The organism is Actinacidiphila oryziradicis, assembly GCF_005047355.1.
GTDB classification, from domain to species: domain Bacteria; phylum Actinomycetota; class Actinomycetes; order Streptomycetales; family Streptomycetaceae; genus Actinacidiphila; species Actinacidiphila oryziradicis.
The window spans coordinates 1-16,152 of sequence record NZ_SUMC01000081.1; the positions used below are offsets into that span (position 1 = coordinate 1).

Consider the following 16,152-nt stretch of genomic DNA (forward strand, 5'->3'; position numbering starts at 1 on the left):
CCCAACAGGTCGGAAGCCGCCGTGATGATCTCTGTATCGTTGATGTCCGAGCCCGTGGGTGTTCATGATCAGTTGCGTAGAGAACAACCATGATCACGGACGCCTGCGGGCTCACTGCGTCCAGGGCACCGGACCCCCAAGACCGTCGCTCAACGTCACAACCGGGCCAGCGATCCGCCACGTTGCCCGTCTAAATTCGAAGACCCGGCAATGCGAGGTCGTATTTCTCTGCGAGGAAGAGCGTCTGCGCGTAGAGGCGCGCCTGCTTCGCAACATCCCCGATGACGTAGGCGTTGGTGCCAGTCGACGCCACGACGGCAACGACGGGGAGACCCTTGGCGGCTTTGCCCACGGACACGTTGGGCACGCCGTTCCACTGCTTCATCAGTTTCTCTAGCGCAGCGAGGATCCGATGGCCGTCGCGAAGCTTCTTGCTCCAGTTCTTCCGACCCTTCGCCGCAGCAGCAGCGAGATTGACACTTCGCGCTGTCGCGGCCTTTGGAACCTGCTCACCGAAGAAGCGGGTGGCCATCCGGCGAACGACGTGTTGGAGTTCAGGGTCCTTGGCATCGAATCCATAGGCGTAACAGACTCTGGTCACAATCGCGTTCGTCAAGATCTGCATCACCAGGAGATCGGCGGCAATCGCCAACGCTCCTCCAGCGAAGGGAACCATCGCCAAGGCACCCAAAGCAGCTCCCTCTGCCGCGCCGAAGGACCGCCACTGCAACACAAGCCGCCTCACGACCTCGTCTAGATCGGCAAGGTCGAGCTCGCGAAGGTCCGCCAGCGATGCGACATCCCGGCGCCGCACCCATAGTGCTTCGTTAGTAGCCTGCGCTGAGGCGTCCTTCTGGGCCGGGCGCGGGCGCCCCTGCCGACGCTCCTGACGGGGCGTTCGCTGCCGTCTACTCGTACCAAAACCCGGCGATCGGCCCGCGTCGGGTCGTGGCCTTGGTGCCGGGTGGGGGATTGGCGGTGGCCAGGTCGCCGCGGATGTGCAGATACAGCGTCGGGGTGGGCAGACCCGTCGTCTGGATCCAGCCCTTCCCGTGGACGTGCCCCGCGGCGGTCAGTTCCTCCGCCTGGCCCTGCGGGGCACGGCGGTGGTCGTAGGTCTGGGTGAGGGTTTCATCGTGGTCCGCGAAGGCGTACCTGGCCGCGTAGGCGTACCCGCGATAGAGCCACAGGTACAGAACGATGGGCCTGTGCAGAGTTGCGTGGAACCAATCCGCCGATCGCTGTGCGAGTTCCACGACGGTGCCGGTCGTGTCGAGTGCCCAGTGTGACGGCTGGTCAGGCAGATCGAAGAGCTGGTTGTGCAGCCGGTCGCCACGCACTCTTTCGCCGTGGAAGTGCACTCCGAAGGGGATCAGGCCGCGGTCGGTCTCGGGGTCGCTCAGGCTGAGGTAGGCCACCAACGCATCGTTCTCACCGGTCCGTTCGAGACCGCCGAAGACGTCCTCGGACGCCCAGAGCGCGGTGCTGTCGCGCAGCGACGAGACGAAGGTCCGCTCGGCTTCGGTGATTTCGATATCCTCCTCAAACTCGTCGAAGTCGAACCACGGGTTCTCAGGCACAGGCGGGAACCCGTCATTCAGCAGCGCCGCGATACGGGTGGCGATCTGCTCGCCCGCCCGGTGCTTGATCAAGCCCTCCTTGGTGGCCGCACGCAGGCTGACGTGCGACCTGGTCTCCCCGTACTTCGTCACCCGCGCCGTGACCACGAAAGGGTTCTTACTCCCGAATCCGCCGCCTGCGACGACACGGATCGTCGTCTGTCGGCCCCCAACGGTTTCAACACCTATGTGATCGACCGTTCGCCCTACCCCTTTGAGTACTTCAGCAACGCGCTCGACGGTGCCTTCGAACGGCAACGGCACCACCAGGTCGATCTCTTGGACGTACTTCTTCAACCGTTCAGCAACGAACCGGGTCAAGCGCCTACTTCCCCCGTAAGCGGCGGCCACGGCAGCGAACTCGGCAGCCAGTGGAGTGAGGGGTTGTCGTGGGGCTGATGGACCGCATCCGCGGTGAGTTCATCGACATCATCGAGTGGACCGACGACGGCCGGGACACCATCGTGTGGCGCTTTCCGCGCTACGGCAACGAGATCAAGATGGGCGCTCGACTCGTGGTGCGCGAGTCGCAGGTGGCCGTCTTCGTCAACGAGAGCCGGCTGGCCGACGTCTACCAGCCCGGCATGTACACCCTCACGACCCAGAACATGCCGGTGCTGTCCACACTGAAGGGCTGGAAGCACGGCTTCGAGTCGCCGTTCAAGGCCGAGGTCTACTTCGTCACCACCCGGCAGTTCACCGACTTCAAGTGGGGCACCCAGAACCCGGTGATCCTGCGGGACGCCGATTTCGGCATGGTCCGGGTCCGTGCCTTCGGCACCTTCGCCGCCAAGGTGGTGGACGCCGCCGCGCTGCTGCGTGAACTGGTCGGCACCGACCCGCAGTTCCGCACCGAGGAGGTCGGCGAGCACCTGCGGCAGCTGATCGTCTCCAAGCTGGGCTCCGCGCTGGGCTCGTCCGGCGTGCCGCTGCTGGACCTCGCCGCCCGGCAGGACGGCATCGGACAGCAGTTGGCCAAGGCGCTGACCCTGGAGCTGTCCTCCACCGGCATCGCCATCCCACGGTTCTACATCGAAAACATCAGCGTCCCGCCGGAGATCGAGGCGGCGATCGACACCCGCTCCCGGATGACGATCACCGGCAACCTTGACGACTACGCCAAGCTCCAGGCGGTCGACGCGATCCCGATCGCCGCCGCCAACCCCGGCACCGGCGGCGACGCTCTCGGGCTGGGCGTGGGCATGGCGCTGGGCCAGCGGATCGTGCAAAGCACGTCCGGTGCGGAGGCTCCCTCGGGCCCAGTGATGCAGGCCCCGGCGCAGCCCGCTCCCGCCCTCGCCGAGGTTCCGCCGCCGCTGCCCACCGCGCCGCGCTGGTTCCTCGCGGTCGGCGGACAGCAGCAAGGCCCGTACGACGAGAGCGCGCTGGCCGGGCAGGTTGCGGCCGGCAACCTGACCCGTACCACGCTGGTCTGGCGCAGCGGGCAGGCCGCCTGGCAGCCCGCGGACCAGGTCCTGGAGCTGACGCCGCTGCTCGCCGATGTCCCGCCGCCGCTGCCTCCGCAGGGCTGAGATCCGCCACCCGGAGCCTCTCGGCAATAGGTCACAAGGAGAAGTGAGTTGACGGATCAGGACGTCGCGCCGACGCCCGACCGGGCGTTCCAGTGCGAGGCGTGCGGTGGGGTCAGCGAGTACGCGCCCGGGACGTACGCGCTGCGTTGCCCGTACTGCAAGCACGAGCAGGACATCACGCCGACACCGCGGCAGGTGACCGAGCACCCGATCGAGGAGCTGACCGTGCTGCCCCGCCGGGCATCCGCGCCGGGCCGGGTGAAGGTGTACACCTGCCCCGGCTGCCACGCGGTGACCGAGAGCGACACACTCAGCGACAAGTGCCAGTTCTGCGCCACCCCGCTGGTCGCGGACGCCTCGGACAGCGAGCACGTGGTACCCGAGGCGGTACTGCCCTTCGGGGTGGGCCGCGAGCAGGCCCGTGACGCACTGGCGGAGTGGACCAGATCCCGCTGGTTCGCGCCCAACGAGCTGAAGGGGGTCACCGAGGCGGAGACCTTCCGGGGCAGCTACCTGCCGCACTGGACGTACGACGCGCAGACCACCACCCAGTACACCGGCGAACGCGGCGAGCACTACTGGGTGGAGGAGGAGGACTCCGAGGGCCGCACCCGGCAGGTGCGGCACACCCGCTGGCACCACACGTCCGGGACGGTCGGCCGGTTCTTCGACGACGTGCTGGTGCCCGGCAGCGGCCAGGTACCGGTGAAGGAACTGGACAAGCTGGCCCCCTGGCCGCTGGAGGAGACGGTTCCCTACCAGAAGGAGTACCTGGCGGGCTTCCGAACCGTCCGGTACGACATCGAGCCGGAGGCCGGCCTGGAGTCGGCGAAGGCGCGGATGGCGCTGGTGATCCGCACCGACTGCATGCGGGACATCGGCGGCGACGAGCAGCGGGTGCACTCGATGTCCACCTTCTACAGCGGCCTCACCTACAAGCTGGTACTGCTGCCCGTCTGGTTCCTGACCTACCTCCACGCCGGCAAGGCCTGGCCGGTGATGGTCAACGCTCGTACCGGCGAGGTCATCGGCGAGCGGCCGTACAGCGCGGTGAAGATCACCCTGGCGTCGGTGGGCGGCGCGCTGCTGATCGCCCTGGTGGTGCTGCTCGTAGTGATGCTGCGCAACTGAGGACGCCTTCGTCGGCCGGGTTCCGGAGGGGCCCACGAGCAAGCCGCCGACCACGAGTCGAGAACCGGCCGCCACGGCGGATCACCGCGAAAGACATGCCTCCGGCGGGGGCGCTCATGCGGACGGGATGGGAGCCCGGGGAGGTCGTGGTTGAGGTGGAGGGCGGTAAGGCCACACCTCAAGAAACTCCGAAAATATGCAAGATCACCCAAGCCATGTCACACCTGGGCATAGTCGAATAATCCACCTCAAATCTTGGGGAAGTAGCCTTCAATGGAGTTCCGCTTCGGTGAGAAATCGCGAGACGAAAAACACCTTCACCGGCCGGAAATGTGAAACAACATGACCTGGACAAGCAACTCCGGGGCGCCCGCTGGAGCGTCCGCATACCGGCTCGACGACGAAACGCATGAAGTAACGAGGGAGGTTGTTCGGTGGCACCGATGAGAGGACGCTTCTTCGACTCGGGAGGACGGGCTGTCTCGGGTGGGGCACTCGTCGTTGACGGGCTGGTCGGGATCGACGGTCTTGGAGGACGCAGGCGCGTCGGGATATTCAGAGCGCTGCTCATAGTGGTGATGGGGGCGGTCTTCATCGTGGCCGGGATCTTCATACACAGCCAGCACCAGCCCTACAAGGGTGGGGTATCAGCCACAGGCACCGTGAGCGGGGTACACATCAGCCGTGACAGCAAGGGCCACATCGGGTATTCACGCGTGGTGGGCTTCACTGATCTGGCCGGCCAGCACGTATCGGTGACCGATACGCAAAGCAGCAGTAACCGTCCTGCCACAGGCACCAGTGTCACGCTGTCCTATCCCAAGGGGCACCCCTTCCAGGCGCGCATCATCCCGGGAATGGACTGGGGACCCTGGCTCCTGATCGGGGTGGGCGGTTTGACGTCGCTGATTGGTGTGGTCACCTTCTGCCTCAGGGCTATCACACTGAATGCCGCCTGGAGGCGGCGTCGCGTGAGCTGACGGGCAGTCAGGCAGCTGTTCATGCCTTCCCCTTGCTCAGTGGGCGCAATGGTGTGTGTTCATGACCTCTCTGACCGTTGCTGACCGACCCAATAGAGCTACGGGTCAGAAGGTCTCTAACATCCACGGCTGACATCAACGATGCCGGACGGGGGCGTACACCAGCGTCTCTACCCGGACCTCGCATCACTCGCCGGGAGCGGCCGAAGCAGGAGGTGGGCGTAGCCCGTGTCGGGGCCGGCCAGTCGGTTTTGTCTCGCGGTGGAAGCGGTGCAGCGAACGCTGCACCGCTTCCAGCGGAGGAGGATCAAGCGGGGCGCAGAGGGATGGAAACGGGCCGATAAGTCTGCTTCGCCAAGAAAGCCGCAGGTGAGAAGCGCCACTTGGATAGGTTCGAGTCCCACCCGCCCCACTCTGTGTCGGCCCTATGCAGGCCTCTGACCTGGGCGGGAGCCACCGAGCGGGGACCCGCGAGGTCACCTGCTCCTGCGGGTGCCGATAATTCATCCGCACAGGTCGTGTGCCACGAACGCTGAAGGAGGCGTTGATGTAAGAGCTTCTGGAAGCGGTGCTGTGTGAGAGATGGAGGTAGGTCCTCCGGGGTCGCCCTGCAGGGGGAGGTTCCAAACCACCGCAAGCTGCGTCGGTTAAGTGTCGGTCGTGGTGAGCGTTGCGGGAAAAGGCGCGGCTGTGATCGCGTCAGGTATGGGTCGGGAAGGCGAGCGTGAGCGAACCGCTGATGACGTGTCGTAACGGATTCCAGTGGCGTCGAAACCGGGGCAAGATCTGGGCTCCGGGACAAGTCTGGGGGGAGCCTGCTGACTGCCCAGACGGCGTCCGGCATGTAGGCGGCGCGAGTCCGGCCCGGGCTCTTGCACGGAACGTGGGAACCTGTCGCGCGTTCAAGTGCGCAGCTGTCGCGCGTTCAAGTGCGCAGCTGTCACGTGTTGAGCATGTTCAGATTCCGTCCATTCAGCGGTGAGTCATAAGGCTGCTGACCTGCGCGGACGTAATTATCGGCACCCGCAACGTCACCGGCGAATTCACCATCACACCGCCGCTGCCCTGGACCGTGTTCAAGGACAGCGAGTTCGCCCCGCACAACGTCAGCGACAGGCGCACCCCCGACGGGTGCCGCGACGAAGGGCGGGTCGGCGGCCACACTCAGCCGCTGACCCGCCCGTCTTCCCCCGTACCCCCGTGCGTCCCCCGTGGCCCCCTGGTTCCCCGTGTCCTGGCGGCTCAGCCGCAGGCGGACGCGGAGTTGTAGTAGGCGGTCCTGTAGCCGACGCTGGTCTTCACCCGGATCTGGTACCGGTAACCGACCACCTTGAACCACACGTCGTGCTTGGAGCCGTGGTAGTGGTCAACGTAGGTGCTGTTACTCGAGATGGAGTCCAACTTCAGCTTGTTGTCCGCCTTCGAGAATGTCTTGTTGCCGACGATCCCGTCGTTGGCGAGGCCGTTCGCCGACTGCCATGCCTTGGTGGCGTTCCTCGTGGTCGGCCCGAACCGGCAGTCGATCTGGGATGCCTTCGTCAGCTTGCCGTCGGCCCAGAGCACGGCCTGCCACAGGGCGGTCGCGTTGCTGTGTGCGTGAGAACTCGTGCTGAGGTTGCCCTCACCGGCCCAGTCGGTGGTGATGGCCCCCGTGCCCGCAGAGATGTACCCCTGCGACGTGTTCGCCGATGCCGGCGTCGTCTCCGCAGCCACCCCGCCCGCGATGGCGAGAGCCATGACCGCGGCGGCAGCGCTCTTTCGTGCAGACATGATTCGTGTCCCTCCCGGAGCCGATCCCCCGATGGCCGGCCCTCGTTGCTGTCCCTGAGAAGTTACGAGGACAGCGGTGCGCCGGTCGTCCCGTGGCGGGTTGAGGTTTGGCCATGACCGCGGCGGTACGACACCGGTTCCTGCAACTTCCGTGGTATGCACGGCGAATACCGTCGTTGGACGACGCGGCTTCCGGGTCGGGCTTACGCTGCGCCGATGCGGAACATGCGATGGGCGCGCGTACGCCTGCCCCCGCCGGCGCTGGACGCGGCGCTGGCGCTGGCGTTCGGCGCGGTGAGCCTGCTGCTGGGGCAGAAGCCGCCGCCGCTCGCCGGCTGGCATGGGCTGAACGCGTACGGCGATGTGCTGACGCTCCTGGTCAACCTGCCGATCGCCGCCCGCAGCCGGGCCCCGGTAACCGTCATCGTCTTCGTATGCGGGATGTGGGCGATGTTCGTCGACGCGGGATACTGGCCGGTCGTGAACTGCCTGGCCCCGCTGCTGGCGCTCTACACCGTGGCGTCGCTACGGTCGCTGCGCGTTGCGGTCGGCTGTGCGCTGATCATGAGTTCCGTGTGGTGGTACGCAGGAGCGACCGCACGAGAGACCTCGATGGTGACGTACGTCGCCCAGAGCATACTGTTCTCCGCAGTCATGATCCGCTTCGGCGTCGCCGCCCGCGTCTCGGCCAAACGCGCCGATCAACTGGCAGCCATGGCGGAGCGGTTGCGTGCCGAGCAGGAAGACCGGGCCCGCCGGGCTGTTGTCGAGGAGCAGGGACGGATAGCCCGGGAGCTGCACGACGTGGTGGCGCATCACATGTCGGTGATCTCCGTGCAGGCGGGCATGGCCGGTTACGTCTTCACGTCCGACCCGGCCACCGCGCGTGGTGCGTTGCGGACTATCACGGCCACCACCCGCGAGGCGCTCCAGGAGATGCGCCGGATGCTCCAGGTGCTGAGGGCGGACGCGGACGAGCCGGACGGCGGCTCGGCGTCGTACGACCCGATGCCGTCGGTCGCGGCGCTGGGAAAGATGGTCGAACGCATCCGGGGCGCGGGCGTCGACGTGGACCTGCGGATCACCGGCGAACCGCGACCGCTCGCGCCGGGCGTGGGCCTGTGCGCGTACCGCGTCGTGCAGGAAGCGCTGACGAATGTGCTGAAGCACACGAGCCCCGCCGCCCGGGCCACGGTGCTGGTCGACTACCTGCCGCACCACTTGGCGGTGAGCGTCACGGACGACGGCAGCCCTCCGGATCCGGCCACACCGGCGGGTGCGACGGCCGGAGTCCAGCCGACCGGCGGCCACGGCTTGATAGGAATGCGAGAGCGGGCCAGACTCTACGGCGGGACCGTGACCATCGGCCCGCGGGCGGAGGGCGGATTCGGCGTGCACCTCACCTTGCCGACATCGGCCCGTGAGGTCCGGGACGTACAGCGGAGGGAAGACTGACGCGGATGATCAGGGTGCTCGTCGTCGACGACCAATTCCTCATCCGTGCAGGCTTGGTGGCCCTACTCCGCGCCGCCCCCGGCATCGAGGTGGTCGGCGAGGCGACCGACGGGGAATCGGCTGTCGAGGCGGCGGCCTCCGTCCGGCCCGACGTGATCCTTATGGACATCCGGATGCCCGGCACCGACGGCATCTCTGCCACCGAGCGCATCCTGACCGCCGCCTCCGCCGCCCCGGACGGCGCCGAGCCGCCCCGGATCCTCGTACTGACCACCTTCGACCTCGACCAGTACGTGTACGAGGCACTGCGCGCCGGCGCCTCCGGCTTCCTGCTCAAGGACGCCGGCCCCGAACGCCTACTGGCCGCCGTCGCGGGCGTCGCGGGGGGTGACATGCTCTTCGCCCCCAGCGTCACCCGCCGCCTGATCGAGGCTTACTTTCACGCCTCCGGCCCAGTCTCGGACGCCCCGGCGGACCTGGAGGTGCTCACCGCCCGGGAACGTGAGGTGCTGAAGCTCATCGCGATGGGCATGTCCAACCCCGAGATCGCCGACCGCCTCTTCATCAGCGAGGCCACCGTGAAGACCCACTTTAACCGCACGATGACCAAGCTCGATCTCGGGAGCCGCGCCCAGGCGGTGGTGCTGGCGTACGAGTGCGGCCTGGTGATCCCCGGAAGCCCTTAGTAGGGTCGGGCCTCGGTGTTTCATGGTGGAGGTCTTCACGCTCTGTGTGTCGATCACGGACGCGGTCGGCTCGGCCTTGCGGCCGTCCTTGACGCGGGCCAGTCCGGTCAGGTCGAAGATTCCTTCGTCGCGCCAGGCCTACGGGTGCCGAAAACCCCATCCATGGCCTGTGACGTGCAGGCTTTCGCGAACGGCCGTTAATCGCCGGGTAGGCGTGTCAGTCTGATCGATTGTGCTGCTTCGACTGCCCTACCTCGCCGTGTCGAACGTGTTCGCCCTCATACGGCTGCTGCCGATGACCGACGTCGACAAGGACATCGAGATATTGACACTGCGCCACCAGCTGGCCGTCCTGCAGCGGCAGATCGACAGGCCACGCGTCACCACGGCGGACCGCGCCTTCCTTGCCGCGCTCCTCCACCGGCTCCCCAAGCCCAGACTGCGGCAGCTACACCTGATCGTCTCCCCGGACACGATCTTGAGGTGGCACCGCGACCTCATGCGCCGTCGCCACGCCGACGCCTCCCGTCGCAAGCGGTCCGGCCGACCACCTACCCTCCCCCAGCCTTCGGCCGGGAGGTGCCCCCAGCAGCATCCGGGCTCTCGTCCTGCGCCTGGCCCGGGAGAACTCCGGGTGGGGCTACAGAAGGATCCACGGCGAACTCGCTGCCCTCGGCATCAAGCTCGCACCCTCCACGGTGTGGGGGATCCTCCGGGCGCATGGGATCGAGCCCGTGCCCGAACGCGACCGCCAGACCTGGGCCGCGCCGTTCAGGGTGGTGGCGGTGAAGAAGTCGCAGGCCAGGCGTTCTGCTCGCTGATCTCGATGTTGGCCTCGTTGATGGCGTCGAACACCTTGTCCAGGTGGTGCACCCGGAGCTTGTCCAGACGCAGCTCGCCCAGGTGCGGCTTGAGGTGCACGCGCACGTCCAGTTCGTAGCGCTTGAGTCCGGTCGGCCGCAGCCGCTTGCGGCCGGCGAGCCACAGGTCGAGCCATTCGGCGACGGTGGTCTTCGCGTTGAGGGTCTGACCGGTGTTGAACCGGCGCCGGGTTTCGTCGTAGTCGGGTAGCGGCTCCTTGCTCCGGGCGCAGGTCTCCAGCAGGTCGCTGATGAGCATCAGCCCGGCTGGGTCGTCCTCGTCGGGTATGGCCAGCAGTGCCCGGACCTTGTCCAGTTCCTCGGACGCCTTCGTGGCGGTGGGGAAGCCCGAGCGGCGGTACTCGCGCCGGGTGCCGTCCTGGCGGGCGGGCAACTCGTCGGCGACGCTGCAGGAGAATCGCCCCATCCTCAGGACGGACCACCAACATGTTGCACGCCGGAATCAGGGTGTTCGGCTTCGGCGCAGCGGCGTCGTACCAGTACTCGGTGCGTCCCATCGCTCGGCACGCTCCTCACACGGAATCGGGTGACCAGGACTTCGCAGTCTCCCAGACTTGATCGAAGCTCTCGGTGTAACGCCCGAACCAGCCAGCCCCCTCCAGCCGGCGCAGCTGCAGCAGCGGATTGGCCGAGGCCGGCTGACCCCAGATGTGCGGTTCACCACCAGGATGTCGTCATACCGGAAGAGGCTGTTGTACAGAGTGGTGTCGTGCAGCCGCATCTCGCACCCGCCAACGTCGACGAGACTTCGGTAGTACGTCAGCGACGCTCGGATCTTCGCAGCCAGGGTGCCCCCGATCCGCTCCTCCTCGTCCCGGATCGCCACGGCCCGCCCCCTCGGATCGCCGAAGCACAGCCGCACCTTCACACCCGCAGCCGCCCGCTCGGCCAGCATCCGTGCCACCTGGGGATTGGACTGAGCAAAGAACGTGCCGCTGAAGACGAGCACATCGATCCGCTCGCGCGCCGAGGCCAGCAGGTGGATCCAGGCCTGCTGCGGCACGCTCGCCCGGTTTCGAGAAGACGCCGATCAGCTCAGCCTGCGCCGTCGTCAGCTGCCGGCCCTGGTCCAGGTCAGGCGGCCACAGATAGGACTCCTCAGCCTGAAGACGCTGCGCCACCGCCCACCGGTGCCGACGATGCGGAACCCGGCCCCGGACCCATCGGTCCACCGTCTTCGGATCCACCGAGCACGTCTGCGCCAACATGTCGCTGACGCCCTGCTGCGCCATGACCGTACGAAGCCGCTGGTTCATCCCGCCATCCTGGCAGGACGTTTTCGGACGCCACAAGAAGTCACAGAAGCCTGCAGCGTCCCAACGCCAAGGCTTGTAGAACGATTGAGACTGCGTCGTACGCTGGCCCGATGCCGCTGATCGTGCTGTGGGACATCGACCACACCCTCATCGAGAACGCCGGCGTCAGCAAGGAGATCTACGCCGCCGCCTTCACCACTCTCACCGGACGGGCCCCGGTGTCGCCAGCGCCTACCGAAGGACGCACCGACCGCGCGATCCTTCCGGAGATGTTCCACGAGCATGGCCTGCCCGCCCCCGAATGGGACCGAGCCAAGGAAGCCCTCGAAGCAGCCGGCCGAGGCCGCGAGCCGGACCTGCGCCGACGCGGCCATGTCCTCCCCGGCGTCCGCAACGCGCTCAAGGCCCTGTTGCGGAGATCGTGCAGCCATGGCAACTCTGGGTGGCTATCCCAGTGCCGTCGTAGCGCTGCCTCTCGCTCCGAGTAACGGCTGTGGTGGCACAGGCCGCCGTGAGAGATGTTGATGCTCATGCTGAGCGCCGTCTTGCCGGTCACCCAGTGCGGCGTCAACGCGTGACTCCACAGCATGTCGCCCGGCCTCATCGGAACCGAAAGACGGTCCGCCTCGTCATGCGGCGCCGGTAACTCGGCCGAGATCGCGCTGCTGATGGCGACGGATGCCGGGACGAGCCGGTCCGGGTCCTTGTAGCTGTTGAAGTTCTTGATGCCCTCCACCTGCCACACCAGGCCGTGAGAGTTGTCCACGTGGTACGTGGAACTGCATCCCTGGCCGGAGATGAACAGGGCCGGGGAGCAGCGTTGCCAGGTGAAGCCCTGGGCCGTCAGGAACGTCCGCCAGGGAATCATGACCTTGGCCTGGAAATCGCCTAGGAAGCCGCCGTAGAAGCGGCTGAGGTTGAAGTGGACGAGCCGGAACGGCCAGGTGACGACTTCGTCGATCGGGGCGGTGCGGATGGCGAGAGATCTCGCTGTCCGCACCGCCTCCTCGTTGTCACCGAGGACCGTGATCCTTGTCTCTGGGTCGCGGCGGACGAGGTCGAGAACGTCCCGTGCGTCGGGGAAGCCGTAGGAGAACGGGATCAGGCCGGCGTCGATCCGGAAATTCGGCGGAGTCCTCCAGCGTGCGGTGAACTCCTCCGGCGTCGTCACCAGTGGTCGCATCGGTTGGCCTCGCAAAGGGTGTCAGTCTGCCCGGCGGCACAGGGCGGCGCAGTCCGGTGTCACTCTGTCGGTCGGGCATCGGTTGAGGAAGAGCGTGAGGTCGGCGCGCGGCTCGTGCACGTTGATCCCTTGGCCGTAGGGACAGCGGCGGAGATCGCCGGTTGCCGAGAGGTAGAGGACCGGGGATCGGCAGGGGTGGCGTTGCTCCTCGGGGAGGTAGAGGTCCTGGAGGGTCTCCAGATGGCGCTGGACGCCGACTCCGAGCTTGAAATGGCGGTCGAGGACTTCCGCGTCGAACTGCTGCTGTTCCAGATAGTCGGCCACCGTGAGGCTGGCGCGGCGTATGGCGGCCTTGTCGAGCACGACGGGGCTGAGCTGAAGCTCGACGTCGATCGAATCCAGCTGCTCGGCGATCTCAGTGCACTCGTCGTCGGTGATCTTCCAGTACGTAAGGTGCAACCTGGCCCGGGGTGTCGACCCGGCGCAGGGTGCTCATCGCGGACTGAACGGTGCGCGTCGTGCTGCCGAGCGTCATGGCTTCGAGGGAGTCCGCCGAGACCGTGACGTTCTGAAGAAGATGGGCGAGCGCGCTGAGTTGGGTCACGTCGGCCTCCGTGCGGGCCGACGTGACCACCGATACCGGCAGGCCGAACTGGTGGGCGAGTCGGATGAGCTGCCGCAGTTCGGGGTGGTGGGTGGGCTCGCCGCCGGTGAGGCAGATGCCTTCCACCCCGATCTCCTTGAGACGCGAGAGCGCCCGTGTGTAGGTGGCGAGGTCCAAGAAGGTGTGGCCCCGGTCCGCTCGGAGACAGAATCCACAAGCGATCTTGCAGTGCCCTGCTGTGCTGATCAGTGCGGAGCGGTAACCGGTCGGTGCTCGGATTCCGGGTGCTGCGTTGGCCGTGTCCAGGCTCATTGCACCCCCGTGTTGTCCCAGAGCGCGATCTCCACGGTGCCGGTGTAGAAGGCGCACATCTGTGGATCCGGGGTGTCGCCGCCGATCAGGCTCTGCTCGTTGCGGGAGGGACCGCCGCATACTGCGAGGGCGGGACAGTCCGCGCAGGCGGCGACCGGGGCCACGTCCTTGGTGATGGAGCCCAGCCGCTCCGGGCGCTCGCGCAGTTCCTCCAGGGCGTGGAGGAACGTCGGCTCGGTGAAGTTGATGTCGCAGAGGCTGATCCGGCTGCCCGGAAGGAGGGCGGCGTTGAGGGAGCGGTCGCCCTGCACCGGCGCGGGGCGGTTGCTCCCCCGCAACAGCGGAACGGGATGACGGTCCGTCAATGGTGTTCTCCGTAGGCCACCCGGGCACATTCCGCTGGTGATATCACTCCGGTGATATCCGATCGACCGAGTTGTCGAGGAAGGGAAATCCGCAGGTCGGGAGGGGTGTCTCTGCATGCGATGAGCTTCGCGCTTCTCCGTGTGCGGGCACTGGGCGACTACCTTGCGACCGACCTACCGACGAAGATCACAGCCGCTTCTGGAGCCGCCGTCCCGACCGACGAGGCCGGAGATGTAGGCACGTTGGCTGGTCCTCCGCCGCACCCACTCGCCCTGACGGAGCTTCCCCATGAAACTCGCCGCCGCTCTCTGGAGGGTCCGCCCCGGCGATCGTCCTCGCCCTGCAGCCCTCACCCGGGATCTGCGATGGGACGTGCTGAGCCTGAACCAACAGCTGTGGCTGCTGCCCCCGCAGCCGGAGGACGAGGTCCTGCTTACGGACTTCGTGGAGGTCTCACACGAGATCCGCCGCGCTCGGCGCGGAGCCGTCTGATGGCCCTGTCGATATCCGCTGTCCTCCTGCTGCTCGTCACCGTCTTCCTGCTGGTGCGGAAGGGCGGCCTGAAGGCCGGCCATGCGGTGGTGTGCGTGCTGCTGGGGTTCTACCTGGCCAGTTCCTCGGTCGCGCCGACCATCCGTGACCTCACGAAGAGCGTCGCAAGCGTGATCAGCAGGTTCGACCTCTAAAGACCGGCCGTCGGGGTGCATGCGACCACCTCGGGCCGCATCGGCCTCCCCCTGCCGGGAAGGCCCGAGTTTGCGCCCCGGCGGCCTTCCCTCCCCGCCCTTCGCTCTCGTCGAGGATCTGATGAACCCATCCATACCGGACGTACTCCCTTGGCTCCTTGCGTTGGCCGTGGTCGCGGCCGGGCTCACGGCGGCCCAGTACCGGAAGAGCGCCAATGCCCGCGCTGCGCGCATTGAGGCGCTCGAACAAGAGGCTCGGGATCGAGGGCAGGTCGTCGCACAGGCCATCCGGGATCGCGATCGGGCCATTGAGGCCCGTGACCGCGCTCTCCAGGTGCGTGAGGAGGAGGTCCGTCACTTGGTCGAGCACCGGGTACCGGCCTTGGTGGGCGGTCTGCGACAGGGGCGGCAGGCCGAGGTTCCTGGTCTCCTGCACCCCCAGGATCTGGCGGATTCGCCCTTCGCGTATGCCCAGGACGCGGTGTTGGTCATGTTCGGCGATGTGGCGGTGCAGGCCGCTGAGCAGGCGGAGGACGCGACCCAGGCCGCAGTCAGAACGGTCATGCGGTCCATCCAGGCCCTGCTCAACGAGCAGCAGGGCGCGATTGCCGAGATGATCGATCGGCACGACGATCCGAAGATGCTGGCCGACGCGATGGCGATCGACCACGCCGGCAGCCAGCTGGCCCGCCGGGCCGCGATCATCGCCGTGCTCACCGGCTCCTGGCCGGGGCGCCAACGCGAGGCCAAGCCGCTGCTGGAGGTCGTACGCGGGGGCATCTCCCGGATTCGCGACTACAACCGTGTGAAGGTCACCGGCGACCCGTCGCTGTATGTGGTCAGCCGGGCCGTGGAGCCCGTTGTGCTCGCCGTCTCGGAGCTGCTGGACAACGCGGCCCGCCATTCCGAGCCCGGATCCGATGTACGGGTGTGGTTCGTGGATGCCCACAACGGCGTGGGCATCGTGATCGACGACTCCGGCATCGGCCTGAAACCGGAGGACCGGCCGTTGGCGGCACGGCTGCTGTCCGGCCAGGAGCCAGTGCGGCTCACGCAGCTGCGCAACCCTCCACGGCTCGGCTTCCTCGCCGTCGGCGCACTCAGCGCACGCTACGGCTTCCGGGCCAGCGTCGACCAGGAGTCCGACTTCGGCGGTGTGCGGGCGATCGTGTACCTGCCCCGGGAACTGCTCACGACCGTGGCAGAGCCATCCTCAGCGGACCGGCCGTCCGCTGCTGACTCCTTTGCTAAGCGGGCGCCTGACGGATGATCAGCGCAGGTGATCGCGGCCCGCAGCCTGCTGCGGGGCTCGGCGAGGCCGTCGACGTGCTGGCAGCGCTGCCGGGGCGGATCGAGTTCACCGCAGATGGCACCGTGGTCTCGTTCGTTGTCGCCGATGCGTGGATGGATTGAGCTGGAGCGCACGCCATCAGCCGTCCGCTCCAACGGGCGGGGCGTTGCGTCCGTCACGCCGCAAACAGGGGCACTGTGCGGTCAACTACGCAGTAGTCGTGCCGAAATAGCTGGTTGGCCCGCTTTGCCGCGTTGGTATGTCTGTTGACCTCGTCTCGCCCTGTGACCATCCTGTGAATCCGCTCCCTGGATTCTTCACTTGCCCGGGAGAGCGCCAGGGGAAGGATCGCCGGGCTGTTTCGCCAGCGTCGCGCGGTCGGGGGAACGGTGTGCGTGGC

16 protein-coding genes and 5 pseudogenes are annotated in these 16,152 nt (G+C 67.1%); 11 read left to right on the plus strand and 10 right to left on the minus strand.

The genetic code is table 11. The features are described 5' to 3' along the window. Positions 1–190 precede the first annotated feature (190 nt). On the minus strand, positions 191–814 hold the full coding sequence (locus FCI23_RS42060; RefSeq protein WP_169317188.1) for an EcsC family protein: 624 nt from the start codon (positions 812–814) through the stop codon (positions 191–193). A 94-nt stretch (positions 815–908) separates the two neighbouring features. Next, positions 909–1,940: a hypothetical protein gene (locus FCI23_RS58710; RefSeq protein WP_211265695.1), complete on the minus strand. Its 1,032-nt coding sequence runs from the start codon at positions 1,938–1,940 to the stop codon at positions 909–911. 77 nt (positions 1,941–2,017) lie between these two features. On the opposite strand from FCI23_RS58710, the gene FCI23_RS42070 reads away from it, so the two are divergent. The 3 genes from FCI23_RS42070 (at position 2,018) to FCI23_RS42080 (ending at position 5,262) form a co-directional block, all read left to right on the plus strand. Continuing rightward, positions 2,018–3,151 carry an SPFH domain-containing protein gene (locus tag FCI23_RS42070; RefSeq protein WP_246144588.1) on the plus strand — a complete coding sequence of 378 codons (1,134 nt, stop codon included), beginning with the start codon at positions 2,018–2,020 and terminating at the stop codon, positions 3,149–3,151. A 48-nt stretch (positions 3,152–3,199) separates the two neighbouring features. Further along, positions 3,200–4,282 carry a hypothetical protein gene (locus tag FCI23_RS42075; protein WP_136729356.1) on the plus strand — a complete coding sequence of 361 codons (1,083 nt, stop codon included), beginning with the start codon at positions 3,200–3,202 and terminating at the stop codon, positions 4,280–4,282. 434 nt (positions 4,283–4,716) lie between these two features. Further along, positions 4,717–5,262 (plus strand): DUF3592 domain-containing protein, encoded by a 546-nt coding sequence (locus FCI23_RS42080; protein ID WP_136729357.1) that lies wholly within the window; start codon positions 4,717–4,719, stop codon positions 5,260–5,262. A gap of 1,242 nt (positions 5,263–6,504) precedes the next feature. Here the strand turns inward: FCI23_RS42080 and FCI23_RS42085 are convergent. Further along, entirely contained in the window at positions 6,505–7,032 is a 528-nt protein-coding gene (locus FCI23_RS42085) for a peptidoglycan-binding domain-containing protein (RefSeq protein ID WP_136729358.1), read from the minus strand. 216 nt (positions 7,033–7,248) lie between these two features. Here FCI23_RS42085 and FCI23_RS42090 point away from each other — a divergent pair, with 216 nt between their 5' ends. After that, positions 7,249–8,487 (plus strand): sensor histidine kinase, encoded by a 1,239-nt coding sequence (locus FCI23_RS42090; RefSeq protein ID WP_246144589.1) that lies wholly within the window; start codon positions 7,249–7,251, stop codon positions 8,485–8,487. 5 nt (positions 8,488–8,492) lie between these two features. Then, on the plus strand, positions 8,493–9,173 hold the full coding sequence (locus tag FCI23_RS42095) for a response regulator (RefSeq protein ID WP_136729359.1): 681 nt from the start codon (positions 8,493–8,495) through the stop codon (positions 9,171–9,173). Positions 9,174–9,197: 24 nt separating this feature from the next. On the opposite strand, the pseudogene FCI23_RS42100 reads toward FCI23_RS42095, so the two are convergent. Together FCI23_RS42100 and FCI23_RS57225 are read right to left on the minus strand one after the other, a co-directional pair. After that, positions 9,198–9,311 (minus strand): annotated as a pseudogene (locus tag FCI23_RS42100) (IS5/IS1182 family transposase); the annotation flags it as partial. 79 nt (positions 9,312–9,390) lie between these two features. Beyond that, on the minus strand, positions 9,391–9,594 hold the full coding sequence (locus FCI23_RS57225) for a hypothetical protein (protein ID WP_169317189.1): 204 nt from the start codon (positions 9,592–9,594) through the stop codon (positions 9,391–9,393). On the opposite strand from FCI23_RS57225, the pseudogene FCI23_RS61020 reads away from it, so the two are divergent. Then, a pseudogene (locus FCI23_RS61020) lies at positions 9,505–9,937 on the plus strand (integrase); the annotation flags it as partial. The gene FCI23_RS57225 and the pseudogene FCI23_RS61020 sit on opposite strands and share 90 nt — an antisense overlap. Positions 9,938–9,977: 40 nt before the next feature. On the opposite strand, the pseudogene FCI23_RS42110 reads toward FCI23_RS61020, so the two are convergent. Further along, positions 9,978–10,439: pseudogene (locus FCI23_RS42110) on the minus strand (tyrosine-type recombinase/integrase); the annotation flags it as partial. Further along, positions 10,432–10,551 (minus strand): annotated as a pseudogene (locus tag FCI23_RS63320) (NUDIX hydrolase); the annotation flags it as partial. The pseudogenes FCI23_RS42110 and FCI23_RS63320, both read right to left, overlap by 8 nt. Positions 10,552–11,420: 869 nt before the next feature. Between FCI23_RS63320 and FCI23_RS61030 the strand changes: the two are divergent. Beyond that, positions 11,421–11,720, plus strand: a pseudogene (locus FCI23_RS61030) (HAD family hydrolase); the annotation flags it as partial. 794 nt (positions 11,721–12,514) lie between these two features. Here FCI23_RS61030 and FCI23_RS61035 read toward each other — a convergent pair. From FCI23_RS61035 to FCI23_RS42135, 3 genes are read right to left on the minus strand one after another with little or no spacing between them, the layout of a single operon-like run. Beyond that, positions 12,515–12,952, minus strand: coding sequence for a hypothetical protein (locus tag FCI23_RS61035; protein ID WP_246144591.1), 438 nt, complete (start codon positions 12,950–12,952; stop codon positions 12,515–12,517). Next, positions 12,909–13,409, minus strand: a complete 501-nt coding sequence (locus FCI23_RS61040; RefSeq protein WP_246144592.1) for a radical SAM protein — start codon at positions 13,407–13,409, stop codon at positions 12,909–12,911. The genes FCI23_RS61035 and FCI23_RS61040 overlap by 44 nt, the downstream gene beginning before the upstream one ends. Next, positions 13,406–13,774, minus strand: coding sequence for a hypothetical protein (locus tag FCI23_RS42135; protein ID WP_246144593.1), 369 nt, complete (start codon positions 13,772–13,774; stop codon positions 13,406–13,408). The genes FCI23_RS61040 and FCI23_RS42135 overlap by 4 nt, the downstream gene beginning before the upstream one ends. Positions 13,775–14,063: 289 nt before the next feature. On the opposite strand from FCI23_RS42135, the gene FCI23_RS42140 reads away from it, so the two are divergent. The 4 genes from FCI23_RS42140 to FCI23_RS57235 all read left to right on the plus strand — a co-directional run bounded on the left by FCI23_RS42140 (position 14,064) and on the right by FCI23_RS57235 (position 15,874). After that, positions 14,064–14,267, plus strand: a complete 204-nt coding sequence (locus FCI23_RS42140; RefSeq protein ID WP_136729360.1) for a hypothetical protein — start codon at positions 14,064–14,066, stop codon at positions 14,265–14,267. Continuing rightward, positions 14,267–14,461, plus strand: coding sequence for a hypothetical protein (locus FCI23_RS42145; protein ID WP_136729361.1), 195 nt, complete (start codon positions 14,267–14,269; stop codon positions 14,459–14,461). Before FCI23_RS42140 ends, FCI23_RS42145 begins: the two co-directional genes overlap by 1 nt. Positions 14,462–14,582: 121 nt before the next feature. Then, the gene (locus FCI23_RS42150; RefSeq protein WP_136729362.1) at positions 14,583–15,731 is read left to right on the plus strand and encodes an ATP-binding protein; all 1,149 of its coding nucleotides are present in this window, start codon (positions 14,583–14,585) and stop codon (positions 15,729–15,731) included. Then, positions 15,728–15,874 carry a hypothetical protein gene (locus tag FCI23_RS57235; RefSeq protein WP_169317190.1) on the plus strand — a complete coding sequence of 49 codons (147 nt, stop codon included), beginning with the start codon at positions 15,728–15,730 and terminating at the stop codon, positions 15,872–15,874. Before FCI23_RS42150 ends, FCI23_RS57235 begins: the two co-directional genes overlap by 4 nt. Positions 15,875–16,152 lie beyond the last annotated feature (278 nt).